28 protein-coding genes and 1 tRNA gene are annotated in these 26,069 nt (G+C 60.9%); 15 read left to right on the top strand and 14 right to left on the bottom strand.

Features of this window, described 5'->3' with window-relative positions; genetic code table 11:
• Positions 1 to 155 precede the first annotated feature (155 nt).
• Positions 156 to 3,008, top strand: a complete 2,853-nt coding sequence (gene gyrA / locus DMO26_RS06120) for a DNA gyrase subunit A (protein ID WP_117191156.1) — start codon at positions 156 to 158, stop codon at positions 3,006 to 3,008.
• Between the two features lie 131 nt (positions 3,009 to 3,139).
• Here the strand turns inward: gyrA and DMO26_RS33575 are convergent, their stop codons facing one another.
• The 3 genes from DMO26_RS33575 to DMO26_RS33570 all read right to left on the bottom strand — a co-directional run bounded on the left by DMO26_RS33575 (position 3,140) and on the right by DMO26_RS33570 (position 3,797).
• A complete protein-coding gene (locus tag DMO26_RS33575) occupies positions 3,140 to 3,283 on the bottom strand; it encodes a hypothetical protein (RefSeq protein ID WP_162894745.1) in 144 nt (47 codons plus the stop codon).
• 29 nt (positions 3,284 to 3,312) lie between these two features.
• Positions 3,313 to 3,468, bottom strand: a complete 156-nt coding sequence (locus DMO26_RS06115) for a hypothetical protein (protein WP_162894734.1) — start codon at positions 3,466 to 3,468, stop codon at positions 3,313 to 3,315.
• Positions 3,469 to 3,617: 149 nt separating this feature from the next.
• The gene (locus DMO26_RS33570; RefSeq protein WP_162894744.1) at positions 3,618 to 3,797 is read right to left on the bottom strand and encodes a hypothetical protein; all 180 of its coding nucleotides are present in this window, start codon (positions 3,795 to 3,797) and stop codon (positions 3,618 to 3,620) included.
• 95 nt (positions 3,798 to 3,892) lie between these two features.
• Between DMO26_RS33570 and coaD the strand changes: the two genes are divergently transcribed.
• From coaD to tgt, 5 genes are all read left to right on the top strand, one after another.
• Positions 3,893 to 4,384, top strand: coding sequence for a pantetheine-phosphate adenylyltransferase (gene coaD / locus DMO26_RS06110; protein WP_117191154.1), 492 nt, complete (start codon positions 3,893 to 3,895; stop codon positions 4,382 to 4,384).
• 46 nt (positions 4,385 to 4,430) lie between these two features.
• Positions 4,431 to 5,003: a peptidylprolyl isomerase gene (locus DMO26_RS06105; protein WP_117191153.1), complete on the top strand. Its 573-nt coding sequence runs from the start codon at positions 4,431 to 4,433 to the stop codon at positions 5,001 to 5,003.
• A gap of 75 nt (positions 5,004 to 5,078) precedes the next feature.
• Positions 5,079 to 5,588 (top strand): peptidylprolyl isomerase, encoded by a 510-nt coding sequence (locus DMO26_RS06100; protein WP_117191152.1) that lies wholly within the window; start codon positions 5,079 to 5,081, stop codon positions 5,586 to 5,588.
• A gap of 73 nt (positions 5,589 to 5,661) precedes the next feature.
• A complete protein-coding gene (gene queA, locus DMO26_RS06095; protein WP_117191151.1) occupies positions 5,662 to 6,759 on the top strand; it encodes a tRNA preQ1(34) S-adenosylmethionine ribosyltransferase-isomerase QueA in 1,098 nt (365 codons plus the stop codon).
• Positions 6,756 to 7,886, top strand: a complete 1,131-nt coding sequence (gene tgt / locus DMO26_RS06090) for a tRNA guanosine(34) transglycosylase Tgt (RefSeq protein ID WP_117191150.1) — start codon at positions 6,756 to 6,758, stop codon at positions 7,884 to 7,886. Before queA ends, tgt begins: the two co-directional genes overlap by 4 nt.
• Positions 7,887 to 7,916: 30 nt before the next feature.
• Here the strand turns inward: tgt and DMO26_RS06085 are convergent, their stop codons facing one another.
• Positions 7,917 to 8,342: a DUF4864 domain-containing protein gene (locus tag DMO26_RS06085; RefSeq protein ID WP_117191149.1), complete on the bottom strand. Its 426-nt coding sequence runs from the start codon at positions 8,340 to 8,342 to the stop codon at positions 7,917 to 7,919.
• A gap of 269 nt (positions 8,343 to 8,611) precedes the next feature.
• Here DMO26_RS06085 and DMO26_RS06080 point away from each other — a divergent pair, with 269 nt between their 5' ends.
• The 3 genes from DMO26_RS06080 to DMO26_RS06070 all read left to right on the top strand — a co-directional run bounded on the left by DMO26_RS06080 (position 8,612) and on the right by DMO26_RS06070 (position 11,045).
• Positions 8,612 to 9,766 carry an MFS transporter gene (locus tag DMO26_RS06080; RefSeq protein ID WP_162894743.1) on the top strand — a complete coding sequence of 385 codons (1,155 nt, stop codon included), beginning with the start codon at positions 8,612 to 8,614 and terminating at the stop codon, positions 9,764 to 9,766.
• Between the two features lie 137 nt (positions 9,767 to 9,903).
• A complete protein-coding gene (locus DMO26_RS06075; protein ID WP_117191147.1) occupies positions 9,904 to 10,488 on the top strand; it encodes a J domain-containing protein in 585 nt (194 codons plus the stop codon).
• A 77-nt stretch (positions 10,489 to 10,565) separates the two neighbouring features.
• Positions 10,566 to 11,045 carry a GNAT family N-acetyltransferase gene (locus DMO26_RS06070; RefSeq protein WP_117191146.1) on the top strand — a complete coding sequence of 160 codons (480 nt, stop codon included), beginning with the start codon at positions 10,566 to 10,568 and terminating at the stop codon, positions 11,043 to 11,045.
• Positions 11,046 to 11,328: 283 nt separating this feature from the next.
• Here DMO26_RS06070 and DMO26_RS06060 read toward each other — a convergent pair whose 3' ends face one another.
• The 8 genes from DMO26_RS06060 to DMO26_RS06025 form a co-directional block, all read right to left on the bottom strand.
• Positions 11,329 to 12,150 carry an MBL fold metallo-hydrolase gene (locus DMO26_RS06060; protein WP_117191144.1) on the bottom strand — a complete coding sequence of 274 codons (822 nt, stop codon included), beginning with the start codon at positions 12,148 to 12,150 and terminating at the stop codon, positions 11,329 to 11,331.
• Positions 12,151 to 12,153: 3 nt separating this feature from the next.
• Positions 12,154 to 12,936 carry a TatD family hydrolase gene (locus DMO26_RS06055; RefSeq protein ID WP_117191143.1) on the bottom strand — a complete coding sequence of 261 codons (783 nt, stop codon included), beginning with the start codon at positions 12,934 to 12,936 and terminating at the stop codon, positions 12,154 to 12,156.
• A 9-nt stretch (positions 12,937 to 12,945) separates the two neighbouring features.
• Entirely contained in the window at positions 12,946 to 14,493 is a 1,548-nt protein-coding gene (gene metG, locus DMO26_RS06050; protein WP_117191142.1) for a methionine--tRNA ligase, read from the bottom strand.
• Positions 14,494 to 14,615: 122 nt separating this feature from the next.
• The gene (locus tag DMO26_RS06045; protein WP_117191141.1) at positions 14,616 to 15,644 is read right to left on the bottom strand and encodes a DNA polymerase III subunit delta'; all 1,029 of its coding nucleotides are present in this window, start codon (positions 15,642 to 15,644) and stop codon (positions 14,616 to 14,618) included.
• Positions 15,641 to 16,321 (bottom strand): dTMP kinase, encoded by a 681-nt coding sequence (gene tmk, locus DMO26_RS06040; RefSeq protein WP_117191140.1) that lies wholly within the window; start codon positions 16,319 to 16,321, stop codon positions 15,641 to 15,643. The genes DMO26_RS06045 and tmk overlap by 4 nt, the downstream gene beginning before the upstream one ends.
• A gap of 65 nt (positions 16,322 to 16,386) precedes the next feature.
• Positions 16,387 to 17,553, bottom strand: coding sequence for a D-alanyl-D-alanine carboxypeptidase family protein (locus DMO26_RS06035; RefSeq protein ID WP_117191479.1), 1,167 nt, complete (start codon positions 17,551 to 17,553; stop codon positions 16,387 to 16,389).
• A gap of 69 nt (positions 17,554 to 17,622) precedes the next feature.
• Entirely contained in the window at positions 17,623 to 18,735 is a 1,113-nt protein-coding gene (locus DMO26_RS34910; RefSeq protein WP_319025391.1) for a septal ring lytic transglycosylase RlpA family protein, read from the bottom strand.
• 288 nt (positions 18,736 to 19,023) lie between these two features.
• Positions 19,024 to 19,254 carry a DUF6894 family protein gene (locus DMO26_RS06025; RefSeq protein WP_117191138.1) on the bottom strand — a complete coding sequence of 77 codons (231 nt, stop codon included), beginning with the start codon at positions 19,252 to 19,254 and terminating at the stop codon, positions 19,024 to 19,026.
• A 155-nt stretch (positions 19,255 to 19,409) separates the two neighbouring features.
• Between DMO26_RS06025 and DMO26_RS06020 the strand changes: the two genes are divergently transcribed.
• The gene (locus DMO26_RS06020) at positions 19,410 to 20,129 is read left to right on the top strand and encodes a Crp/Fnr family transcriptional regulator (protein WP_117191137.1); all 720 of its coding nucleotides are present in this window, start codon (positions 19,410 to 19,412) and stop codon (positions 20,127 to 20,129) included.
• Between the two features lie 275 nt (positions 20,130 to 20,404).
• Here the strand turns inward: DMO26_RS06020 and DMO26_RS06015 are convergent, their stop codons facing one another.
• Together DMO26_RS06015 and DMO26_RS06010 are read right to left on the bottom strand one after the other, a co-directional pair.
• Positions 20,405 to 21,055, bottom strand: a complete 651-nt coding sequence (locus DMO26_RS06015; protein WP_117191136.1) for a LysE family translocator — start codon at positions 21,053 to 21,055, stop codon at positions 20,405 to 20,407.
• A gap of 316 nt (positions 21,056 to 21,371) precedes the next feature.
• A tRNA-Ser gene (locus tag DMO26_RS06010) sits at positions 21,372 to 21,461 on the bottom strand.
• Between the two features lie 187 nt (positions 21,462 to 21,648).
• On the opposite strand from DMO26_RS06010, the gene DMO26_RS33565 reads away from it, so the two are divergent.
• The 5 genes from DMO26_RS33565 to DMO26_RS05990 all read left to right on the top strand — a co-directional run bounded on the left by DMO26_RS33565 (position 21,649) and on the right by DMO26_RS05990 (position 26,062).
• A complete protein-coding gene (locus DMO26_RS33565; protein ID WP_162894742.1) occupies positions 21,649 to 21,810 on the top strand; it encodes a hypothetical protein in 162 nt (53 codons plus the stop codon).
• 152 nt (positions 21,811 to 21,962) lie between these two features.
• Entirely contained in the window at positions 21,963 to 22,691 is a 729-nt protein-coding gene (locus DMO26_RS06005) for an endonuclease III domain-containing protein (RefSeq protein WP_226951204.1), read from the top strand.
• A gap of 39 nt (positions 22,692 to 22,730) precedes the next feature.
• Complete coding sequence (locus DMO26_RS06000; protein ID WP_117191134.1) at positions 22,731 to 23,078, top strand: DMT family protein; 348 nt, start codon at positions 22,731 to 22,733, stop codon at positions 23,076 to 23,078.
• Between the two features lie 64 nt (positions 23,079 to 23,142).
• Positions 23,143 to 24,060, top strand: a complete 918-nt coding sequence (locus tag DMO26_RS05995) for a DUF72 domain-containing protein (protein WP_117191478.1) — start codon at positions 23,143 to 23,145, stop codon at positions 24,058 to 24,060.
• A 118-nt stretch (positions 24,061 to 24,178) separates the two neighbouring features.
• Entirely contained in the window at positions 24,179 to 26,062 is a 1,884-nt protein-coding gene (locus tag DMO26_RS05990) for a SurA N-terminal domain-containing protein (protein ID WP_117191133.1), read from the top strand.
• Positions 26,063 to 26,069 lie beyond the last annotated feature (7 nt).

Here is a 26,069-nt window from a genome sequence, read left to right as displayed (position 1 = left end):
AGCCCGTCCAAACCTTTTGGAGCATTGTCCCATCACCCGGGAAGAAGCCTCGGAAACACCGCAAAAGCTGTTCAAAACCTCGGCGGAAATTGGCGTCCCGAGCCGCTTTCCGCTATAAAAAAGCAACTGATTCCGAACAAAGATCGTGATCCGATTTGACTGAGCAAAGCACATCCGGCGGCGGAAAGCTGCCCCCCGGCATCGAGCCCATTTCCATTATGGAAGAGATGCAGCGGTCCTATCTCGACTACGCCATGAGCGTTATCGTCAGCCGCGCGCTTCCTGATATCCGCGACGGATTAAAGCCCGTCCATCGGCGTATCCTCTATGCCAGCCATGAGAGCGGGTATCACTGGAACCGCAAATACGTGAAGTCGGCACGTCCCGTGTCGGACGTCATGGGTAAATATCATCCGCATGGCGACGCTTCCATCTATGATGCCCTGGTGCGCATGGCGCAGGACTGGTCGATGCGCGTACCGCTCATCGACGGGCAAGGCAATTTCGGCTCCATCGACGGCGATCCGCCTGCTGCGATGCGTTACACCGAAGCGCGCCTGACCAAGGTCGCGCATGAGGTCCTGGAGGATATCGACAAGGAAACGGTGGACTTCCAGGAGAACTACGACGGTTCGGACAGCGAACCCAAGGTTTTGCCTGCGAAGTTTCCGAACCTGCTGGTCAACGGTGCGGGCGGGATCGCTGTCGGCATGGCGACCAATATACCGCCGCACAATCTTTCGGAAGTCATCGATGCCTGCATTGCGCTGATCGACAATCCGGCGATCGAGCTGCCGGAAATCATGCAGATCATCCCCGGTCCCGACTTTCCGACGGGAGCCCTGATTCTCGGTCGAGCCGGTATCAAGTCGGCCTACGAGACGGGCCGCGGTTCGGTCATCATGCGTGGTCGAGCGACGATCGAGCCGATGCGCGGCGATCGCGAACAGATCATCATCACCGAAGTTCCCTTCCAGGTGAACAAGGCGGCGATGGTCGAAAAGATCGGTGAACTGGTGCGCGAAAAGCGTATCGAGGGAATTTCCGATCTGCGCGACGAGTCTGACCGTCAGGGCTATCGCGTCGTCGTCGAACTCAAACGCGACGCCAATGCGGATGTGATTCTCAATCAGCTTTACCGCTATACGCCGCTGCAGACGTCTTTCGGCTGCAACATGGTGGCGTTGAACGGCGGCAAGCCGGAGCTGATGGCGCTTCTCGACATGCTGAAGGCGTTCGTGACCTTCCGCGAAGAGGTCGTTAGCCGGCGCACGAAATACCTGCTCCGCAAAGCGCGCGAACGCGCCCACGTCTTGGTGGGTCTCGCGATCGCAGTCGCCAATATCGACGAGATCATTCTCGTCATCCGTCGCGCGCCTGATCCGCAGTCGGCGCGCGAGGAATTGATGACCCGCCGCTGGCCGGCTCAGGACGTCGAGGCGTTGATCCGCCTGATCGACGATCCGCGCCACAAGCTCAACGAGGACGGCACCTACAATCTTTCCGAAGAGCAGGCGCGCGCCATTCTCGAACTGCGCCTCGCCCGCTTGACCGCCCTCGGACGTGACGAAATCGCCGACGAGTTGAACAAGATCGGGGCCGAGATCAGCGATTATCTCGACATCCTGTCGTCGCGGGTTCGCATCATGTCGATCGTCAAGGACGAGCTTGCCGCCGTGCGCGACGAGTTCGGCACACCGCGCCGCACCGAGATTATGGAGGGCGGTCCGGAGATGGACGATGAGGATCTCATCGCCCGCGAGGACATGGTCGTCACCGTCTCGCATCTCGGCTATATCAAGCGCGTGCCGCTCGGCACCTACAGGGCGCAGCGCCGCGGCGGCAAGGGCCGCTCCGGCATGGCGACCCGCGACGAGGATTTCGTCACGCGCCTCTTCGTGGCAAATACCCATACACCGGTCCTGTTCTTCTCTTCGCGCGGCATCGTCTACAAGGAAAAGGTCTGGCGTCTGCCTATCGGCACGCCGCAGTCGCGCGGCAAGGCGCTGATCAACATGCTGCCGCTGGAACCGGGCGAACGCATTACGACGATCATGCCGCTGCCGGAGGACGAGGCGACCTGGGACAACTTGGACGTCATGTTCTCGACGACGCGCGGCACCGTCCGCCGCAACAAGCTTTCCGACTTCGTGCAGGTGAACCGCAACGGCAAGATCGCCATGAAGCTCGAGGAAGAGGGGGACGAAATCCTCTCGGTCGAGACCTGCAAGGGGCCGAACCTCGACCTCAACGAGCCGGGCGACGACGTGCTTCTCACGACTGCGCTTGGCCAGTGCATCCGCTTCCCAGTCGATGACGTGCGCGTCTTTGCCGGCCGCAATTCGATCGGCGTGCGCGGCATCACGCTCGGCGAAGGCGACCGCATCATCTCGATGACCATTGTCGGTCATGTGGATGCGGAACCCTGGGAACGTGCCGCCTATCTCAAGCGCTCGGCCGCGGAACGGCGTGCCGCAGGCGTAGACGAGGAGGACATCGCTCTCGTCGGCGAGGAAGTCACTGAAGAGGGACAGCTCTCCGACGAGCGTTACGAAGAACTGAAGGCGCGCGAACAGTTCGTGCTCACGGTTTCGGAAAAGGGCTTCGGCAAGCGTTCCTCTTCTTACGATTTCCGCACCTCCGGTCGCGGCGGCAAGGGTATTCGCGCCACCGACACGTCGAAGACCGCCGAGATTGGCGAACTCGTCGCCGCCTTCCCGATCGAGGAGGGCGACCAGATCATGCTCGTCTCCGACGGTGGGGTGCTGATCCGCGTTCCGGTCAACGGCATCCGTATCGCCAGCCGCGCGACCAAGGGCGTCACGATCTTCTCGACCGCCAAGGATGAGAAGGTGGTCTCGGTCGAGCGCATCAGCGAGCCGGAAGGCGACGAGGAAAATGGCAATGGACTGCCGGAGGAAATCACCGCCGAAACCGGTGATCTCGGCGGAGCCGCGGAAGAGGGCCAGAGCGATAGCGGCTTGAACGACGAGGGCGCGCCTGAATAGGCCGCCCCAAGTTCAAATCCGGGTTCAAGTATAGGCAAACGAAAAGCCGGAGGATGAAAATCCTCCGGCTTTTGTTCGAACCGGTCGCGACGGGAAGCCTGCGAATGGCCCGGTTCACTACCTTCAAATGGTCAGAATGCGCTGTGGCGGCGCGCGAAATCCCTGAAATCCTTCATATCTGCGCGTTCGCGCCGAAGCTCGGAAATCGTGGAGGCCACGGAGGCCACGAACATGATGCTGATCAAACCTGCAAGTACTGTCAACGTCACGAACATGGCGGTCCTTTCTCGTCCGTGTATCCGCCTCAATAGTAAGAGAGATCGTTATAACGACCCGTTACCTGCGGATAATTCACATCTCCAAAGTCGGATTTATCTTGATAAAGGGTTACTGTTGCCGTCAGCATTACAGCGATCATTGCCGTCCACACGAGGTTGATCATCGTGATCTTGTCGGGCATGACCATTTTCCTTCTCGCGATCATCTCCGTCTTCCTTCTTGTTTGCCTGAACGCGCTTTGCGCAAACAGGTTCCACCGCATTTTGAGAGAAACTTAACCTTGCCGCCCTGAAGCGTCCTTGAATGGTCTGTTCATCTGGCGTTCAGAATTCAGGCCTCTTCCGGCCCAAAGGCGACGATTGCCGCCTCCAGTGCGAAGGCGAGAACCACAGCGCCCAACACCATCAAGGCCAGCATTTTCCGTTTTTCTCCCGCGATTTGGGCAGGTCTTGTGCCTGCCACCATGCGCAAGAGACCATAGTTCGGCTGAAACGCCCTTGAACGGCCCATTCATCTTTCGTTCAGAATTGCGAGAGCCTTGCGGGATTGCGGCTTCCATGACAAAAGGCGCCAGGAAACTTCCTTGGAACGGGCCGAACCTCGGTATGACGACTGCTTTTTATCCTGGCTCCTTCGATCCGATGACCCATGGCCATCTGGATGTGCTCGTGCAGGCGCTCAACGTGGCCGACAAGGTAATCGTCGCGATCGGCATTCATCCGGGCAAGGTGCCGATGTTCACGTTTGAGGAGAGGGCGGAGCTGATCCGCGCCTCGCTTTCGCAGGTCCTGCCGGGCCGCGCCGACAGCGTTTCGGTCGTATCCTTCGACAGGCTGGTAGTCGATGCCGCCCGCGCCAATGGCGCCTCCCTCCTGATCCGCGGTTTGCGTGACGGCACCGACCTCGACTATGAAATGCAGATGGCCGGAATGAACCGGCAGATGGCGCCGGATATCCAGACCGTCTTCCTGCCGGCAGGCACGGCGTCGCGGCCCATTACGGCCACATTGGTCCGGCAGATCGCGGCGATGGGCGGCGATGTCAGTGCATTCGTGCCTGCCGCGGTCCTCAAGGCCTTGAACAGCAAGCTGAAATGAGCAGCGAGCTGAAACGCTGATCTTTTCGAACCCTGGAGTTCTTTCCATGAAACTGCTTCGCCTCGCCATTGCCGGCGCTTTTGCCCTGGCTTCGATGATCCTGCCGGCCGCCGCCGCGCCCGACGATTTCCTCACCGTTCAGCTGAAGGACGGTCCTGTGGTGATCCAGCTGATGCCGGAAGTCGCACCGAAACACGTGGCGCAGATCAAGGCGCTGGCCGCCAAGGGTGCCTATGACAACGTCGTCTTCCACCGCGTCATCGAGGGCTTCATGGCCCAGACGGGCGATGTGCAGTTCGGCAAGCAGGGAGCTGCGGGCTTCAATCCGGCCCGCGCCGGCATGGGTGGGTCCGACATGCCGGATCTTCCCGCCGAATTCTCCAAGGTGCCGTTCGAGCGTGGCATCGTCGGTATGGCGCGGTCGCAGAGCCCGAATTCCGCAAACTCGCAATTCTTCATCATGTTCACCAAATATCCGAGCCTCGACGGCCAATACACCGTCGTCGGCAAGGTCGTGTCCGGCATGGAATTCGTCGACAAGATCAAGCGCGGCCAGGGCGGAAACGGCGAAGTGACCAATCCCGACAAGATGATCAAGGTCACCGTCGGAAAGAAATAAGCCGCCGAAACATTGAGATAAACGAATGGCGCCCCGTCCCCGACGGCATCGGGCGCCGCATCAAGGAGAAAGCAGATGGCCGAGATCAAGGATCCGGAAAACACCCTCATCATGGAAACCACCAAGGGCAAAGTCGTCATTTCGCTCTTGCCGGACCTGGCCCCGGGTCACGTTGCCCGCATCAAGGAACTCGCCCGCGAAAACGCCTATGACGGCGTCGTCTTCCATCGCGTCATCGCCGATTTCATGGCCCAGACCGGCGATGTGAAGTTCGGCAAACAGGGAGCCGAAAGTTTCAATCCGGCCCGCGCCGGCATGGGTGGTTCGGAAAAGCCGGATCTGAAGGCGGAATTCTCGGCCGTTCCGCACGTGCGCGGCACCTGCTCCATGGCCCGTTCGCAGAACCCGAACTCGGCCAACTCGCAGTTCTTCATCTGCTTCACCGACGCTCCGTGGCTGAACAAGCAGTACACGGTCTGGGGCCAGGTCATCGAAGGCATGGAAAACATCGACCAGATCAAGAAGGGTGAGCCAGTCAAGGACCCGGATTCGATCGTTTCCGTTCGCGTCGCTGCGGACGTTTGATCTCGTCTGAATGATTGGCCCGCCCTGCCTTCCTGGCGGGGCGGGTTTCGCTTTTCTGGAAGTTTCAGCACGAATGCGCGTCGATCTCTTCGATTTCGATCTGCCGGAAGAAAACATCGCGCTCAGGCCCGCAAGCCCGCGCGACAGTGCCCGGCTGCTCGTCGTCAGGCCTGGCGGCAGTCCCGTTCTTGCCGATCACGGCGTGTCTGATCTGGTCGATTTTCTCAAGCCGGGCGATGCGCTGGTCTTCAACGACACAAAGGTCATTCCCGCCCAACTGGAAGGCGTTCGGCATCGCGAGGGCGCGGGCGGCCAGCAGGTTTCCGCGACACTTCACATGCGCACTGCGCCCAATGTCTGGAAGGCTTTCGCAAAGCCCGGCAAGCGCATCAAGATCGGCGATCGGATCGAGTTCGGTCCCCAAGCTGGTTATGCCGGCAATGCCTGCCTGCTCGGTTCGCTGTCTGCGACCGTTGAGGAGAAGGGCGAAGGCGGCGAGGTGACGCTGCGTTTCGACCTTTCAGGACCGGCACTGGACGAGGCGATCATGGCCGTCGGGCATATCCCGCTGCCGCCCTATATCGCCGCCAAGCGGTCGGAGGACGCGCGGGATCAGAAGGACTACCAGACCATCTACGCTCGGGAGGAGGGCGCCGTCGCGGCCCCTACCGCCGGCCTGCATTTCACTCCGGATCTGTTCGCCAAACTCGACGCTGCCGGCATCGAGCGGCATTTCGTGACGCTGCATGTCGGGGCAGGGACCTTCCTGCCGGTCAAGGCGGACGATACGGCCGACCACAAGATGCACCAGGAGATCGGCCACGTAAGCGCCGAGACCGCTGCCCGGCTGAATGCCGTGAGGCGCGCCGGCGGACGCATCGTCTGCGTCGGCACCACGTCGCTCCGCCTCATCGAAAGCGCTGCCGACGACGACGGCACGATCAAGCCCTGGAGCGGCGCGACGGGCATCTTCATCACACCCGGCTATCGCTTCAGGGCAGTCGACATGCTGATGACCAATTTCCACCTGCCGAGATCGACGCTGTTCATGCTCGTTTCGGCGTTTTCGGGGCTGGAGACGATGCGCTCGGCCTATTCCCACGCCATCTCGACAGGCTACCGCTTCTATTCATACGGAGACGCCAGCCTGCTTTTCCGGACGACCAAATGACCGAAGCCTTCCAGTTCAACCTCAAGGCCACTGATGGCGACGCGCGACTCGGCGAAATCACCATGCCGCGCGGCACGATCCGCACGCCGGCCTTCATGCCCGTCGGCACCGTCGGCACGGTCAAGGCCATGTATCTCGACCAGGTGCGCGATACCGGCGCCGATATCATCCTTGGCAATACCTATCACCTGATGCTGCGGCCGGGCGCAGAACGTGTCGCGCGCCTCGGCGGCCTGCACGAACTGATCCGCTGGAAGCATCCGATCCTGACCGACAGCGGCGGCTTCCAGGTCATGTCTCTTTCCGGACTGCGCAAGCTGGACGAAAAGGGCGTCACCTTCAAGAGCCATGTGGACGGCAGCCTGCACCATATGTCACCGGAACGCTCGATCGAGATCCAGGGCCTGCTCGGTTCCGACATACAGATGCAGCTCGATGAATGCGTCGCTCTGCCGGCCGAGCCGAAGGAGATCGAACGGGCCATGGAACTGTCCCTGCGTTGGGCGGAACGCTGCCGCGCCGCCTTCGGCGATCAGCCCGGCAAGGCGATGTTCGGCATCGTCCAGGGCGGCGACCAGCCGGACCTGCGGATCCGCTCGGCAGAGGGCTTGAAGCAGCTCGACCTGAAAGGTTATGCGATTGGTGGTCTCGCCGTCGGCGAACCGCAGGACGTCATGCTGAAAATGCTTGAAACGACGCTTCCCGTTCTTCCCTCCGAAAAACCGCGTTATCTGATGGGCGTCGGCACACCGGACGACATCCTGAAATCCGTGGCACGCGGCATCGATATGTTCGATTGCGTCATGCCGACCCGTTCGGGCCGCCACGGGCTCGCCTTCACCCGCCGCGGCAAGGTCAATATCCGCAATGCCCGCCATGCGGAGGACATGCGGCCGCTCGACGAGGAATCGACCTGCCCGGCCGCGCGCGATTATTCCCGTGCTTATCTGCACCACCTCGTGCGCTCGGACGAAGCGCTCGGCGGCATGCTCCTCTCCTGGAATAATCTGTCATACTATCAGGATTTGATGAGGGGCATCCGCCAGGCGATCGCCGAAGGCCGGTTTGCGGATTTTTATGCCGAGACACAGGAAGCCTGGGCCAAGGGCGATATCGATCCGGTCTGACTGGACCGGCAGGCGGGGCGGCTGGCCGTCTCAGATCCCCTGGCTTGCAGTGTTGCGGATCATCCGGACGCTGTTGACCTTGTAGGAACCGTCGTCCATCAGCCGCATCTCGTAGATCGCGGTCCAATCCTTGCCTTCCTTGGCGCTGATCATTACCTCCTGCAGCACCACTTCGCCGCCGCCGATCGTCTTGGAGCGGCCGAAGGCATAGTTGCCGGCGTGATAGACCGGTTCGTAAGCCTTTCGCACCATGGCCAGAAACTGGTCCTTGTTGGGATAGAGGCTGCGTATGCCGGGAGAGGCGAAGGAATAGGCCTTTTCGGCATCATCATGCCGGAGTGCGGCGATCTGGCTGGCGATGACGGCCTGCGCATCTGCGACAGGGTCTTCGGCTTTTGCGGCAGTAAAGGAAAAAAGAGCGAAACACAGAACGACAGGCAGAAATCGAACGAGCATCGGGTTTCTCCAGAGAGGATACGAAAAGGCTAGCGTCTTTCCGCCAAAGGAGAAGAAGGCGGTTGCGGATTTTTCAGGCAGTGCCGCGCCAGGAGGCAATCGAATCCGAATGATTACAAACTGATGACGTCGGCTCGGTCGTGCACACATTTTCGTGATGTCTTGTGGAATGCCAGGGCAGGGCAGCGTCCCGTTATCGCCGCTTGTCTGCCGCGGGCCGGCCTGTCACGAATGTGCCGGGAGCCCTGATTCGCCCGGACATCGTTTTCATGAAGACCTTATTGCCGCCAGCGCTGCTTTATTTCAGCAATGCCATCCTGTTCATTTCTCTGTTTACGCGGCTGCCGGCCATCCAGGCATCGATGGGCATCGACAAGGCGGCGCTCGGCTTGGCGCTCCTGAGCGCGCCGCTCGGCACGTTCCTGTCCCTGCCGATCGCTGGCCGGATCACCGACCGGCTGACGCCTCGGATGACTGCGTTGATGACGCTGCCTGTCTGTGCCTTGCTCACTCCGGGGCTCGCCGCGCTTCCCGTCAGCGGCTTCGTGATCTGTTTTTTTCTCTTCGGTTTTGTCCGCACGATTTTCGATGTGGCGGCCAACATGATCTCCGCCAATATCGAACAGCGCACCGGCACCAAGGTTCTGGCCCGCAGCCATGGTTTCTGGTCCGTCGGGCTGCTGGTCGGTTCACTCTGCTCCGGCTTTCTGGCGGAAAAGGCGGTGACGCCTTTCGTCCAGCAGACCATGGCTGCCGGCTTTGTCGTCGCGGCCTGCCTGCTGGTGTTTTTCGTGACACCGAAGGATCCCCAACCGGAAACACGACCCGGCAGCAGGCGGTCGGCTTATGTCCTGCCGGACCGGACGATCCTGCTTATCTGCGTCATGGTCTTCGGTCTCTGTATTGTCGAGGGCGCAGTCTACGACTGGGGCATTTTCTTCCTGCGTGAAGAACTGAAGGCCGATCCGGCCATCGCCGGCATATTGTACGCAGCCTTCACGATCGGCATGGGCCTGACCCGGCTTTCCGGAGACATGCTGCGCGGCAGTTTCGGCCCCACGGTCCTGGTACGTGCATCCGCCGTATCCGTTGCGCTCGGCATCGTGCTGCTCGTGACGACGCCAGGCCTGACGCTTGCAGGCGTCGCTCTCTTTCTGATCGGCTGCGGTATCGCGCTGGCTTTTCCTCTGGCGGTCTCGACGACGATCGAACGCGGCAAGGGGCAGCCTTCGGAAAACCTGGCGGCTCTGTCGCTGACGCTCATGCTGTCGACCATCGGCGTTCCGCCGCTGCTCGGCTTCATCGCCGAGCATGTCAGCCTCGTTGCGACCTTCCTGGTGCTTCTGCCCTGCGTCGCCGTCAGCTTTCTGATGGCTCCGGTAGCGGAAGGCCGTCGACTTTCGTGGCGCGCCTCGCGAAACTAGCCTGTGGGAAATCGGGCAGGGGCCACGGCGCCGACATGAACTGCCCCTAATTGGCCACAAGAATGGATAAAGGGTTGAGCCTGCGGGACTTAGCCGTTACCACGATAAAACTGGAATTGCCGAAAACAGGTGACACTGTGATCGACCCTTACGAGATGCTTGGTGTTCCCCGCGAGGCGGATGGCGCAGCCATCAAGACGGCCTATCGCAAACGTGCGAAAACGGCTCACCCCGACGCAGGTGGGGATGTCGACATGTTCAGCAAGCTTACCACGTCCTATGAGCTTCTGTCCGATCCCGTACGCCGCAAGGTCTACGACGACACCGGCTACGATCCGGAACTCGCCGACAGCAAGGACCTGCAGGGTCTGGTGATTCTCGAAACGCTGGTCAACGAGATCATCCTCGACGAACGGGAGCCGGGGAGTTTCGATCCCGTCGCCGCGATGCGCCGCAAGCTCACCGACAAGATCGTCAATGCGCGTTTCCATATTCTCGAGATGGAACGCCACCGAGCCCGCATCCGCAACCATATCGATCGCCTCGGCCGTAAGCCCGAGACCGATGTGCTCGGCCGTATGCTGAGATCCCGCTGCGAGGCGATCGACGGCGCGATCGGCAAGGCTGAGGCCGAGATCGGCAATATCGAACAGGCCTATGGAATGCTCGACGGTTACTCCTACGAGGTCGAGATCACCGAGATCAAAACCGCTGCCGAATAGCGGATTGCCGTAGCGGCTTGACATCGAGGATCGCGTTCGGACATAGCTTCAGCGCTTTATTTTTAAAGGATTTTTTGATGGCGCTGACCTTACGTGAGGCAACTCGCAATGATGCCGCGACGCTGCTCGGCTTCATCCGAGAACTGGCGATCTACGAAAAGGCCGAGCATGAGGTCGCGGCGACCGTCGAAACGATCGAGCAGTCGATCTTCGGGGAAACGTCCGTCACGCGGGCGCTGATCTGCGAACAGAATGGCGTTGCCGTCGGCATGGCCATCTGGTTCTACAGCTATTCCACCTGGCAGGCCAGAAACGGGCTCTATCTCGAAGACCTCTATGTAACGCCCAGGGCACGTGGGCTTGGCGCCGGCAAGGCGATGCTGAGGCGGCTGGCGCAGATCGCGCTCGAAAACGGCTGCGGCCGTTTCGAATGGAGCGTGCTCGACTGGAACGAACCGGCGATCCGCGTCTACGAGACGATCGGCGCCGAGCCGATGAACGAGTGGATCCGTTACCGGCTGTCCGGCGACACGCTGAAGACCTTTGCGGAAAGCTGACGGCCCGAATGACCATGGCGAAATCCGTGCCTATCCGACCGGCTATACCGAAGGCCGGCTCGATGACCGACGTTGGGGCACGACGGTCAAGCGATCCGCGGGCCTGAAGCGGATCAGCCTGCTTGCAGAGGATCTTTCGGGAACCGACGTTGGCATTGACCAGAACGTCGAGAGGCGAGACTGTTGCATTTGAAAATGGAATCTGCCCCAGCCTCTACCATTGATCAGATAAGATAGATTATGGAACAATCGATGTAGTTGAAAACGCTGGCGCCGCGGTTCGCTACAGATCGACCGTTACGTCGAAAACCAGCCCGTCATAGGCCGGCTCGACGTTGTCCGGCGTCTCGGCCATCACCGTCTCGTAATCGAGCGGAATATGCATATGGGTCAGGATCGCGTGCTTCGGCGCAAATCTTGCGATCCAGCCGAGCGCCTGTTCGAGCGAAAGATGGCTCGGATGGAATTTGTATTGCAGCGTATCGATGATCAGCACATCGAGACCGCCGAGTTTCGGCACGCTTTCCGGCGGAAAGTCGCTCACATCGCTGCAATAGGCCACGTCGCCGATGCGGAAGCCGAGAGAATAGATGTCGCCATGCACCTGCCGATGCGGCAGGAAACGGATTTCTCCGCCCGGTCCGTCGATGATGATCGGCTCGTCCATGCTCTCGATCAGGAACGGCCGTGCGATCGGCGGATAATTGCCACCCGGCGGCGTTTCCAGGCAATAGCCGAAACCCTGATAGATACGTTCCATCGTGAACGGATCGGCATGGATCGGAATGCGATGGCGCTGCAGCATGAAATAGGTTCGGAGATCGTCGATGCCGTGCAGATGGTCCGCATGCGCATGCGTGTAGAGCACCGCATCGACTCGTTGCACGTTATTGGCGACCATCTGCTGGCGGAAATCCGGGCCGGTATCGACAACGACGACGGTGCTGCCGCCGTCCGGGCCGATCTGCTCGACCATGAAGGCGGCGCGCGTCCGCTGGTTCCTCGGATTATTCGGATCGCAGGCGCCCCAGTCGCCGTTCGGCCTCGGCACCCCCGGCGACGAGGCGCAGCCGAGAATGGTGAAGCGCCGCCGATATTCCGCCACCGCTCAGAGCCTCGGCATCTTGGAAAAGACGCGGAACGCATTCTCCGTGGTGACCTCGGCCATCTCGCCGTAGCTCACGCCCTTGCATTCGGCGAGCACTTCCGCCGTGTTCACCACGTAGGACGGCTCGTTGCGCTTTCCACGCCAGCGTTTGGGCGCAAGATACGGTGCGTCGGTTTCGACCAGCAGCCGGTCCATCGGAACCGTTCCAGCGATATCGCGAAGCTCCTCCGATTTCGGGAATGTCAGGATTCCTGAGAAGGAAACGTAACCGCCGAGCTCGACGCCGACGCGGGCAAGCTCGGCGCCCGATGAGAAGCAGTGCAGAATAAAGGGGAAAGCCCCCTTCCCGCTTTCCGTCGTCAGGATCTCGATCATGTCGTCATCGGCCGCACGGCTGTGAATGACGAGCGGCAGGCCGGTTTCACGCGCCGCAGCGACATGGCGCGCGAGCCCGGTCTTCTGGTCGGCCGGCGTCTGCGTGTCGTAGAAATAATCGAGCCCGGCCTCGCCGATCGCGACGATCTTTTCGTGCTGGTTGGCGAGCCGTACCAAGTCTTCAGTCTGGATATCCAGTTCCTCGCCGGCATTGTTCGGATGCGTGCCGACCGAGCAGAAGACCGAGGGATATTTTTCGGTGATCGCCAGCAGGCCGTCGAGCTTGCGGACCCGGGTCGATATGGTCACCATCTGTCCGACGCCGGCCTCGTGGGCGCGTGCCACGATGGCGTCGCGCTCCTCCGCGAAATCAGCGAAATCCAGATGGCAATGGGTATCGATCAGCATCACGAAGCCTTATGCTTCCGGAGCCACATAACGTGGAAAGACCGGCGTCGGCGCTTCCAGCACGCTGCCCGGCTTCAGGCGGTGAGCCTCGCCGAGTGCGCTGAAGTCCCGCTTGTCCGCCGGCGTTTTCACGAGATCGAGCAGCTTGGTCGAGGATTCCGGCATGAACGGCTGCAGCAGGATGGCGATCTGGCGCACCACTTCCGCCGTCACGTAGAGCACGGTACCCATGCGCTCCGGGTCGGTCTTCTTCAGCACCCAGGGCGCCTGGGCGGCGAAATAGCGGTCGGTCTCAGAAACGACGGCGATGACCGCGCCGAGCGCCTTGTGGATCGCCTGGCGGTTCATCTCGTCACGGCAGGTTGAGAGCATGCCGTCGGCAAGCGCCAGCAGTTCCTTGTCCGCTTCGGTGAGTTCACCCGGCTCCGGAACGATGCCTTCGCAGTTCTTGACGATCATCGACAGCGAGCGGCTGGCAAGGTTGCCGATGCCGTTGGCGAGGTCGGCATTGACGCGTGTCGCGATCAGCTGGTCGTTGCAGTTGCCGTCCTGGCCGAAGGAGATCTCGCGGCAGAGATAATAGCGGACATAGTCGAGCCCGAACTTTTCCAGCAGTTCGAACGGATCAACGACGTTGCCGAGGGACTTCGACATCTTCTCGCCGTTGTTCAGCACAAAGCCGTGCGCATAGACGCGCTTCGGCAGCGGCAGGCCGGCCGACATCAGGAAAGCCGGCCAGTAGACGGCGTGGAAGCGGATGATGTCCTTGCCGATGATATGCACGTCCGCCGGCCAATATTTGGCGCGGGGACCGTTCTTGTCTTCCATGTATCCGGTGGCAGTGATGTAATTGGTCAGCGCGTCGACCCAGACATACATCACATGCGCCGGATCGTTCGGTACCTTGATACCCCAGTCGAACGTGGTGCGCGACACGGAGAGATCGCGCAGGCCGGATTTGACGAAGGAAATCACTTCGTTGCGGCGCTCGTTGGGTCCGATGAAGTCCGGATTTTCCTCATAGTGCTTGAGCAGCTTGTCCTCGTAGGCGGACAACTTGAAGAAATAGCTCGACTCCTCGACCCATTCGACCGGCGTGCCCTGCGGGCCATAGCGAACGCCGTCGCGCAGCTGTGTTTCGTCTTCGGCGTAGTAGGCCTCGTCGCGCACCGAATACCAGCCGGCATAAGTGTCCTTGTAGATGTCGCCATTGTCGGCCATCCGGTTCCAGATGTCTTTCGAGGCCTCATGGTGGCGTTGCTCGGTGGTGCGGATGAAGTCGTCGTTGGACGAGTTCAGCAGCCGACCCATTTCGCGGAACTCGTTGGAATTGCGTTCGGCAAGCACTTCCGGGCTAATGCCTTCGGCGCGCGCCGTCTGCTGCATCTTCTGGCCATGCTCGTCCGTGCCTGTCAGGAAGAAAACGTCCTTGCCGTCGAGGCGCTGGAAGCGCGCCATCGCGTCCGTCGCGATAAGCTCGTAGGCATGGCCGATATGCGGCTTGCCGTTGGGATAGGAAATCGCGGTGGTGATGTAATAGGGCGTCTTGTTCGGCATTGTTGCACTCGGGACTTGAAAGGAAACTGTCCGGCACGGATCCGTGCTGAGCGCTCTTAGCGCATGTTTCGCTGATGCGAAACACAAAGTTCCTGGATGACGTTCCGCGCCTGGATATCGGCCTATCGTCGTGCGGCTTCAAGGATCGACAGGATGGTCTGCTTGCGGTCGAGATTATAGGCCTGCGCGACGCTCACCTTTTCGTTGATGTCGCTGACGAGCTTTGCCTGCCGGTCGGCGCCGGAAAGATCGCCGGCCAGCGCCGCCGCCCTCGCCCGGGCTACCAGATGGTCGCTGAGATGCTCCAGGAAAAATCCGAAGATCACTTCGCTCTCCTTGCCGGAAAGCACGTCGGCCAGCCGGTGCATTGCCTTGCGCGCGGCCGGGCCTTCGGCAGCCATCACGTCATCGAACGCGGCGATGATTTCGGTACCGCCGTAATTCAGAAGCTTCAGCGCCTGCGCCACGCTGCCCTTCGACATCGCAAGCACGGTCTCCTGGGTCCGCCCGCCGTCGAGCGGTGTACCCAGCCCGGCGAGTGCCCGCGACAGATCTTCATCATCAAGCGGTGACAGTTTCAGTGGCTGACAGCGGGACCGGATCGTCGGCAGCAGCTTTCCGGGCGCGTGCGACAGAACCAGGAAGAGCGCCCGGCGGGGCGGTTCCTCGAGGATCTTCAGGATGGCGTTCGCCGCATTGCGGTTGAGGTCGTCAGCGGGATCGATGATGACGATCCGCCAATTGCCGGTGCCGGAAGTTTGCGAGAAGAAATGCCCCGCCCGGCGCACCTCGTCCACAGTGATCGCCGTCTTTGCCTTGCCGGTCTTTTCATCCACGGGCCGCGTCAGATGCAGGAGATTGTGTGATGCGCCGGAGGCGATCTGGCGGCTGACGGGCAAGTTGAGATCGGGATCTGCCAGGTGTTCGGGTGCCGTCGCCGGATCGGGATGGGTCAGGACATGGTTGGCGAAGCGGAAAGCGAGCGTCGCCTTGCCGATTCCCTCCGGACCTTCGATCAGAATGGCGTGATGGCCCTTCCCCGAACGGTAACTCCGCGCCAGGAATTCTTCGGCGGCGCGATGGCCGTAAAGATGCGGATTGCGCGCCGGCGGCACGGCGCCGTCGAGAAGGCCGGCAATGTCCTCGCTCATCCGACGGATTCCGCGCTGCTTGCCCGTGCGAAACCGAGTTCGCGCACCAGCGGCTCGACCACCTTGAAGATCTCGTCAGCGATCGCGTCCTCGGAACGCTCCGCATTCACGACATGGCAGCGGGCCGGATCGGCTTCGGCGATCTCCAGATAGGCCTCGCGGCGCTTCTCGTGCGTCTCGATCTCCTCTCGCTCGAACCGGTCCGGCGCGTCGCTGCCGCCGCGCTTGCGGGCGCGCTTCAGGCCCACCTCGGCGGGCAGGTCCAGGATCAGCGTGCAATCCGGCACGACGCCATCGATCGCCACCCGCTGCAACGCCTCGATGAAATCCGCCTCCAGATTGCCGGTTACGCCCTGATAGACCCGGGAGCTGTCGATAAACCGGTCGCACAGCACGATCGCGCCACTTTCGAGCGCCGGCCGAATCACTTCCTCCACATGGTCGTTGCGGGCCGCGGCAAACAGCATCGCCTCCATCCGCACGCCGAACTCCTCCGCGGCACCGGAAAGCAGCACGTGACGCACTGCTTCGGCTCCCGGTGATCCGCCCGGTTCGCGCGTCATGAGTACGTCATGCCCGCGCCGACGCAATACATCGGCAAGCCGACGAATCTGGGTGGATTTCCCGGCCCCTTCGCCGCCTTCGAATGTCACGAACAATCCGGAACGTTCTGCCACGCGTGTTTCCGTACTCTTTTGTTTTTTAGCTTATAGCGCATATGGGTGCGCTGCGAAACAATACGTTAGAGCCAGAAGAACATCAGTTCCAGAAGCGCGTCGGTTGCCTGGCTGGTCAGACTGCCTGTGCCGACGGCCTCGGCGGTGACCAGCGGCACCTCCCGCACGACCCTGTCTCCGGCGGATATCCGCAAGGTTCCGACGTCCTGGCCTGCCGCGACGGGAGCCCGCAGCGGCCAGCGATAGACGATGCGTCCCGACAGGCGGTCGGGATTGTTGGCCGGGAGATAGATATCGACCGGCTCCCGGGCGACCAGATCCACATACCGGGAAGTCCCGCCGTAGACGCTCGCCTGGCCGATCACCTCGTCCTTCTTGAAAAGGACCTTCGTCTCGAAGGAGGACAAGGCCCATTCCAGCACCCGCCGCGCCTCTTCGAGCCTCTCCTTGTCGTTCGCAAGCCCGCCCATGGCGAGAAAAAGCCGTGTGCCGTTGCGCTGCACGGAGGTCGTGAGCGCATATCCGGAACCTTCGGCAAAACCGGCCCCCAGTCCGTCGACGCCGATATTGAGCGCCAGAAGCGGGTTCTTGTTGCGCTGGAAAATCTTGTTCCATTCGAAATCCGGCTGCGAGTAGAGCGGGTAATAGTCCGGATATTCCCGATATATATGCCGGGCGAGTTCGACGAGATCGCGGGCCGTGGTGCGGCTTTCTCCATCTGGCAGCCCGGTCGAGTTCGCGAAAGCCGAGCGGCCGAGCCCAAGGTCCTTGGCGCGCGCCGTCATGCGGACCGCAAATTCGCTTTCGGTGCGGGAAATACCCTCCGCCAGCACGATGCAGGCATCATTGGCATTTTGGATGATGACGCCCTTGACGAGGTCCTCGACGCGGATCTGCGACTTGAGCGCGGCAAACATCGTCGTCGTGCCCGATGGAGCGCCCCCGGTGCGCCAGGCATATTGCGAAACGGGATAGGTCGTGTCCCCGGTGATCTCGCCGCGCTTCAGGGCACTGAACACCACCTCCATCGTCATGAGCTTGGCGAGCGAGGCCGGTGGAAAGGCCTGGTTCTCGTTGGAGGCCAGTAACACGGTTCCGGTCTTTGCCTCAACGAGGTAGATCTGCTTCGCCTTGGTGACGAAAGCCGGCGACGGTTCCTGGGCGCCGGCCGTGCCGGAGGCCGACATGGCCGCAAGACCGATCACGCAAAGGAGGAACAGAAGACGCCGCATCATCAATCCGGTTGACCGTTACATCCTATGCGTAGCAGCGGCGCTTGCCCGCCGCAATCGACGCAAGGCTTAACGCACGGGCTTTTGAGCGGGCCGAGGACCTTCGAGGATCATGTTGCCGAACATCACCTGCGGCGCTCTGCCGCCGGCCGGTTCGGCATAGGCGGTTGCGGTCGGCTGGGCTTGCGACTGCCTTGCCTGCACCGGCTGCGCATAGGAAGCGACATCGGTACGCGCCTGCGGCGCTCTCGCTTGCTCCGGTTGTGGCTGGACGACATGGTTTGCCGCATAGGCCGGTGCCGGTGGGCGGGTCGACCCGCCCACCGGCCGCTCCGTCGGCATAGGCCCGGAGTGCGGCAGTCCCGAGAAATTTTCCACCGCCTGGAAAGGCTCTTTCGACTGAGCGGCCGGCGCAGGGCCGCTCGGCGTGCGGCCGGCAAAGGCGACCGGGCTCGGCATCGACGAACTGTAGCTTTGGATCTGGTCGCGAAGCGTCTGGTTGGAGGCGACCATCACGCCGGATGCTATCTGACCTTCCGGCCGGATCGACGGCAGCCGGTCGCCCTTGCGGATATAAGAGGCCATCAGGAACGGCGTATCCTGTCCGTCCATGCGGGCGCGCCCGACATATTGAACGTTCACGTTCGCAGTACCGACCCGCTTGATGTCGAGAAGCTGCGCGGTCTTTTCCGACACGTCGATGATGCGGCCCGGATGATAGGGGCCGCGATCGTTGACGCGAACGATCACCGAGGAGCCGTTATCCATGTTCGTGACGCGCGCATAGCTCGGCAGCGGGAAGGTCGGATGGGCGGCCGTGATGGACGCGCTGTCGTAGACTTCGCCATTGGCGGTCAGACGGCCATGAAAGGCCGAGCCGTACCAGGAGGCAAGCCCGCTCTTGTTGTAATTCGGGTCTTCCTTCGGAACGTAGGTCTTGCCCTTCACCTGATAGGGATCGCCGACCATGAAACGCCCGCCGCCCTTCGGCACCGGCCGGCCGTCAGCCACCACGCGAGGGCTCGCCCTAACGCCATATTCCTTCTCGGAGAAATATTCCTTGCTGCGAGGCTTGCTACTCTTGGGAGCCTCAGTCATGGCGCAGGACGCCATGCCGACGCAAACCAGTGATATTCCCAGCCATTTCGCACCCAGCGAAAGCTTGCCGCCACTCACGCTCAACTCTTCTGCCCCATGCCGCCTTCACCGCGATCGGCAGGGAACGGTCCTCGTAAAACCGCCCTGCTCCCGCAACTATTGAACCAGTTCGGGACATACCCCTACGCCACCGAACTTAACGGAACAGAATTCATGCTGGCAACGTGGCGAAAATGCGAACGAATTCGGGCCGGTAGGAGAACTTCTATTTGGTATGGTTAATGATTTCTCGAAATGTTCTTTCCGGGTCGCGCCTCGGATGTGAAGATTTCACTGTTCGGAATTGATACATCTACGACTTATACGTCCGCTTCACCGTGCCAGCGGGTCTTGAATGAAAGACTGATGTCGAAGACCCGCGCGGCCGCGCTCGTCGCGGATCTCGATCGTGATCGTTCCCTTTCCTCCGTTGGGAAGTTCTTCACTGGCGATATCGGCGAGTGTCCTGCTCACTTCCCGGCTGATGCTCACGCTCTCGGGCATTTCCTGTCCCTGTTCGTCTCGAACCAGGCCTTCGCCATTCATGAGATCGAACTGTGCCATGCCATGTTAGCCGTTTCGCTACGCAGCACCGAATGCCGGCGACGATGCTTGTTCGGTCGGCAACGCCGTATGGCCGCGCGAGTGGTCGTGAGAAACCGCGGCCCTATATGAGGCTTGTTGGCGTCCGTTGAACCGCAGCTGGCCGAGGAACACCCGTGATCGAATCTCTGCTTCTCAATCTTCAGCGGCACGACGTCCTGACCGATGAGGAGCGGGAGACGCTGAAGGCTATCCTGCATCGCGGGCGGCGGTTTTCGGCGGCGGAGGATATCGTCTCGGAGGGATCAAGGCCTGGCTATAGCAGCCTGCTGATCGACGGTTTTGCCGCCCGCTACAAGCTGACGGCGGAAGGAACGCGCCAGATTACGGCAATCCACATAGCCGGCGATTTCGTTGACCTGCACGCCTTTCTGCTGAAGACCATGGACCACGGCGTCATAGCCCTGTCGAACTGCCAGATCGCCCTTGCGGAGCATCCTGATCTCAAGCTGATCACCGAACGCCAACCGCATCTGGCCCGCATGCTCTGGCTCGACACATTGGTACACGGCTCGATCCATCGGGCCTGGATCGTAGCGATGGGTCGCCGCTCCAAGGTATCGCACCTCGCCCATATCATCTGCGAACTCTATGTCCGGCTGACGGCGGTGCGGCGCACCCACGAGCGGAGTTTCTATCTGCCGCTTTCCCAAGGCGAGATGGCGGATGTGCTGGGTCTTTCGCTGGTTCACATGAACAGGGTGATCCAGGCGTTGCGCAGGGAGGGCTTGATCTCCTGGATCAATCAGACGATCACGGTTCTTGACTGGGAAGGGCTCGTGGAAATGGCCGAATTCGATCCGACCTATCTCAGTCTGCGGGTGGAGCCCCGATAGACCGGCGGGAAAGAAAACGGCCATGACGGCAATCGGGCGGACTGAAAACGACGAAACGAGAACTGTCCAGGCCTGCGCGAATGGCGACATTGAGTGGAGAGAAGCGAAATGGCGGCTGTCATGCGGACGGCCCAAAAAGCTGCCGACAGTCGCGCCGCAAAAGTCCCTTGGAAGTCGCTAATTGTTGTACCTGACTTTTGCGGCGGCATGCCATCATTCCAGATCGCCACCACGGGCTAACCGTTTAGGGCGACTTCCGAGGAGGTCAGGCGAGTCTATTTCTTCTGATTGCCCGCAAAAGCGGCCGTCAAGCCAAGGCCGATGTAGACGAAACCGCTGACCCAGCGTTCAGCCTTCAGATAGACGGGACTGCGCTTTAGCCACTTGCCGGCCGTGCCGGCAGCAAGTGCATAAGTGCTGTCCGTCAGAACGCCGATCGCTGTGTAGAGAATCCCGAGAAAAGCGATCTGCATTGCCACATGGCCACGGTCGACCTCAACGAACTGCGGCAGGAAAGCCAGAAAGAACAGCGCCGTCTTCGGATTGAGGAGGTTGACTATAAAGCCCTCACGAAAGAGGCGCATGCGGCTACGTACTGGTAAACCGTTCTCGACGTCGGGAATGTCTGACGTGCCGAAAATCTTCTTGAGGCCAAGCCAGATCAGGTAAGCGGCGCCGGCATACTTCACGACGCTGAAGGCGAGCGCGGATGACGCCAGGAGCGCCGACAGCCCCACAGCGGCGGCGGCGACATGAACAAGCGTGGCCGTGTGGATGCCAAGGATCGAAACGAGGCCGGCAGAACGGCCCTGCTCGACCGAGCGCGCAAAGATGTAAAGGACTGCCGGTCCCGGCACGAGAAGCAGCACGAGCGTAGCGCTGACGAACAGGCCGAGATTGGTTGCGCTAGGAATTGCCAAATCCATGATTGTCTTGCTCCGTTCCCTATGACAGTAGCGATAGCATTGGACCGCGCCCAAGGCGAGGTAAACCTGCGGCATCTCCGAAAGCTGACGACCGAACTCCTTGGCATTTTTTTGTAGTTACGCTCCAATTAAACGGCAATTCCGCACCTGACTTCTGCGATAGATATGACCGTGAAGCCACCTGTAAGCTCCGTTTTAGCTTCATGAACTTCTGCCATGAACGACCGGATTGAGGTCGATTGCCTCGATATATGGAGCTATAGCGTGGAATCGGCGGTTTCTGTGCCGCTTGGTGTAGGCGGCAATCAGCGGCAAATGGCGGAAGAGGTGGGATTCGAACCCACGGTACGGTTTCCCGCACGCCGGTTTTCAAGACCGGTTCCTTAAACCACTCGGACACTCTTCCTTTGCGCTGGCTTTATAGCTCCCGCGCGCCCACCGTCAACCGGATCGCCGGTGTTTCTCTTTCGGGGCCTCGCGGCATGCTGAACACGCTCCTGTCTCTGCCGGATGCGCTCAAGCTTTGCGCAAGCCAATATTCCTATCGTCACCCTCATCCGGGATGAACCCGTTGAAGACTGGGGACAATGATCATGTCGAACGAACGAACCACCGTCAGTCAGCCCTCCGAACAGGCAATTGCGCTGTTTCTACAGGAAAACGACGCCGACAAGCTGACCGATATCCTCGTCGAGGCGCTTTACGAGGCCTTCCGCATTCTGGACGAGGAAATCCGGCCAGAAACCCTGCACTGAATGCGAGGTGTCCAGGCGGAGCTTCCGCCTTCTACTGCCTCTGCGTGCGAGCCCGAATCAGTTTTTGATATTGCAATGTTCCTGCTTTGTTCGTATGGTGCGGCATGCAGATCACTTTCGACTTTGCAGCCTCGACCAATGATATACCGCGAATGCGCGAAAGTTTGCGCGCGGCCTTTGCCGGTTATCGTCCGCACAATGTCCGGAAGCCGGTGGGGCAACTCGTGAAGTCGATGATCAGCAGCCGTACGAAGGACGGGGTCTCGCTTAGAGCTTATGAAAAGCTTGTGCGTCGTTATCCGCGGTGGGAGATGCTTGCGGCCGCCCCCTTTGCCGAGATCGAACGCGTCATCCACGAGGTCACTTTTGCAGCCGACAAGGCCGGCTACGTCAAGGAATCACTTCGCCTAGTCGCCAGAGTGTATCCGGATTTCGATCTTTCGTCCCTGAAGAACCGCTCCGTTCCCGAGGCGCTCTCCTGGCTGGAGACGCTGCCCGGCGTCGCCCGCAAGGTGGCCGCGTCGACACTGAATTTCAGCACGCTCGCGATGCCGGCTTTCGTGGTGGATGCGCATGTCATTCGGGTACTCGCACGCTTCGGGATCGTCGGTCCCCGCGCCGATACAAGAACGACCTATGATGCGGTCATGTCCGCGGTGCCGGACTGGACGGCATTCGAGCTGTCGGAATTCCATGTCATGGTCAAGCGGCTCGGACAGACATTCTGCCGCTTCGAGACCGCGGACTGCTCCCGGTGTCCACTCCGGCGGTACTGCCGTCATGCAGGGCTCTCCAGTCCACCCGGCCGCGCAATTAAGAAAACAGACTTAGGCGGCTCCGGCCGCATCGATAGGATGCTTGCCTTTCCCGACCGAACATGATTGCCGTGGCGATCCTGCCAATTCCCATGGATTCGCCACATGTTCACTTCCGCCGCACCTTTCATGACCATCGGCCTTTTGATCCTGTCGAACGTCTTCATGACATTCGCCTGGTACGGGCACCTCAAGTTCGAGGACAAGCCGCTTTATCTCGTCGTCCTGGTCAGCTGGGGCATCGCGTTCTTCGAGTACTGCGCGCAGGTTCCGGCGAATCGCATCGGTTATGGCTATTTCAACGCAGCCCAGCTCAAGACCATTCAGGAGATCATCACCCTTTCGGTCTTCGTGATCTTTTCGGTCTTCTATCTCGGCGAATCGATCCAGTGGAAGCAGATCGTCGGCTTCGGCTTCATCGCGCTCGGCGCCTTCTTCATCTTCACGAAATAAAATCCAAGGCCGGGAACCAGCAAACTGCCACCGCGTTCGGACCATCGTAACGTCAGGTGGCATGATGAAGAAGCGTTCGGGCGATATCCGGATCGGCATTTCGGGTTGGACTTACAAACCCTGGCGCGGCATGTTCTATCCTGAGGGTCTGCCGCAGAAGCAGGAACTCTCCTACGCTGCCGAGCGTTTCCGCTCCATCGAGATCAATGGAACCTTCTATGGGCTGCAACGCCCGAAAAGTTTTGCCGCCTGGTATGAGGCGACGCCTGACGATTTCGTCTTCGCGGTGAAGGGTTCGCGATACATCACTCACATGCGGCGTCTCGTCGACATCGAGACGCCGCTTGCCAATTTCCTGGCATCCGGCGTTCTTCGCCTCGGCAGAAAGCTTGGTCCCATTCTCTGGCAGTTTCCGCCGCGGATGGCGTTCGAACCGGATCGTTTCGAAGCCTTTCTGAAACGTCTGCCGAAGACGACGGACGAGGCGGCCGAGCTTGCCGCCCGGCATGATTCCCGCCTCGAAGGACGCGCCCATGTGGAGACGGATGCGGTACGGCCGATCCGTCACGCCCTCGAGATCCGCCATGACAGCTTTCGTTCCCAAGAGTTTATCGATCTGCTTCGCCACCATGAGGTCGGCCTGGTGGTCGCCGATACGGTCGAATGGCCGCTTCTGATGGATCTCACCGCAGACTTCGTCTATTGCCGGCTGCACGGCTCGGAACAACTCTATGTGAGCGGTTATGACGACGAGGCGCTGAACCGTTGGGCGGACCTAATCCGCCAATGGACGAGAGGGCACGATCCCCGGGAGGCGACGCGTGTCGGCCCAGCCTCCCTGCCGCGCACCCGCGGGCGCGATGTCTATGTCTATTTCGACAATGACGTGAAAGTCCGTGCCCCGCGGGACGCCCAGGCGCTCGCAGACCGGCTGGATGCAGGCCCTGCCCTGGCTGCCGCAAGGCATGCCAGACGCGCTTGAACCGGCTCCAATCGCTTTTCCGTCGGCACGCCTTCATTTCCGTCTCGGTTTGATTTAGAGACAGTCCTTCAATCCGCCTTTCCAAGGCGTCCGGACTGTTCGCAAGGTATGTTGATCGATGCTTGATTCCCTCAGAAATGCCGCCCGCTCCTGGGTCGCCAAGTCGCTGCTTCTGCTTCTGGTCGTCTCGTTCGGCATCTGGGGCATTTCCAACACCGTGTTCACCACCAGCGGCAATGCGGTGATGACGGTCGGCGACCAACAGATCTCCCCTCAGGAATTCCGGCTCGCCTACCAGCGCCAGATCGCCAATCTCAGCCGGCAGTTCGGCACCCAGCTCACCGCCGAGCAGGCCCGCGCCTTCGGTGTCGAGAACGAGGTCTTTGCCCAGCTTTCGGCAGGCGCCGCCCTCGATCAGCTCGCCGACGACATGAATCTCGGCCTTTCGGAAGACAGGCTGGCGAACCTCATCGCCGAGGATCCGGCATTCAGGAGCACAAGCGGCCAGTTCGACCGCAACCTCTTCACCTCGCGGCTGCGCAATGCCGGCATCCGCGAGGACGACTACATCAAAGAGCGCAGCAAGGTCGCGGTGCGCAGCCAGATCGTCGAGGCGGTATCGGACGGCTTCAAGCCGCCGAAGGTTCTTGTCGATGCGCTGAAACACTATCGCGATGAAACCCGCAGCGTCGATTATCTCCTCCTGTCGAACGCCAATATCGATCCGGTCAAGGCGCCGGCCGACGACGTGCTTTCCAAGTGGTTCGAAGGCGTGAAGGGCCGCTATCGCGCGCCGGAATATCGCACGTTCGCCTATGTGAAGCTTCAGCCGGCCGATATCGCGGACGCGTCCTCCATCTCGGATGATCAGGTCCGCGCCGAATACGAAAAGCGCAAGGACGGCTACAAGACCCACGAGACGCGCACGATCGAGCAACTGTCCTTCCCGAACAAGGAGATGGCGCAGGCGGCCGCGACGCAGCTGAAGGACGGCACGGCAAACTTCGACCAGCTGATCAAGGACCAGGGCAAGACCGCCGCGGACGTTCTGCTCGGCGATTTCACCAGGGAGAGCATGCCGGATCCGGCTTTCGTCGATCCGGCATTCAAGGTTGCAGCCGTCGGCGGCACGACGCCGGTGGTCAACGGCACATTCGGCCCTGTCATCCTGCGAGTGACCAATATTCGTCCGGAAACGACGCGTTCGTTCGACGAGGTCAAAGAAGAGCTTCGCAAACAGCTTGCCGTGACGGCAGCCTCCCAGGAAGTGCTGAGCGTCCATGACCGTTTCGAGGATATGCGCAGCGGCGGCACCTCGCTCGAAGACACGGCCAAGGCGATGAACCTCAAGACCGTCACCGTGACCACCGATGCCTCCGCCCGCGATCAGCAGGAAAAGCGTATCACCGACCTGCCGTCCTCCAATACGCTGATCGGCGAAGTCTTCAAGACCGATCCCGGCGCCGACACGATCCCTGTCAGCCTCGGCAATGACGGCTATGTCTGGTTCGAAGTCCGCAACATCGTGCCGGAGCGCGATCGTCCCCTGGCCGAGGTGCGGGATAAGGCGGTTGCCGACTGGACGGCCGATCAGCAGCGCCAGGCGCTCGCCGCAAAGGCGACCGAACTCAAGGGTCGGCTGGACAAGGGTGAAACGCTCGCCGCGATCGCCGGCGAACTCGGTCTCGCGGTCGAAAGCAAGCAGGGCCTGCGGCGCGGCGCCGAGGATGCGATCTTCGGCAGCGAAGCGATCTCGGCCGCCTTTGCCGGGCCGGTCGACATCACGGCGAGCGCCCTCGGTGCGGATGGCGAAAGCCGCCTTCTCCTGAAGGTCACCGCTGTCGATCAGGTGACGAGCGACGCTCTCTCCGGAGACCAGCAGCTGCAGCAGATGGCTGACGCCGCCGGGGACGACATGCTTGACCAGATGGTCAACAGCCTGAAGAACAGTTACGGCGTTTCGGTCGACCAGAACGTCGCCAATCAGGCCATGCTGCAGTAGAGGATGC

Source organism: Rhizobium terrae, from assembly GCF_003425685.1.
GTDB classification, from domain to species: domain Bacteria; phylum Pseudomonadota; class Alphaproteobacteria; order Rhizobiales; family Rhizobiaceae; genus Neorhizobium; species Neorhizobium terrae.
This window is presented reverse-complemented; position numbering and strand designations above follow the sequence as displayed.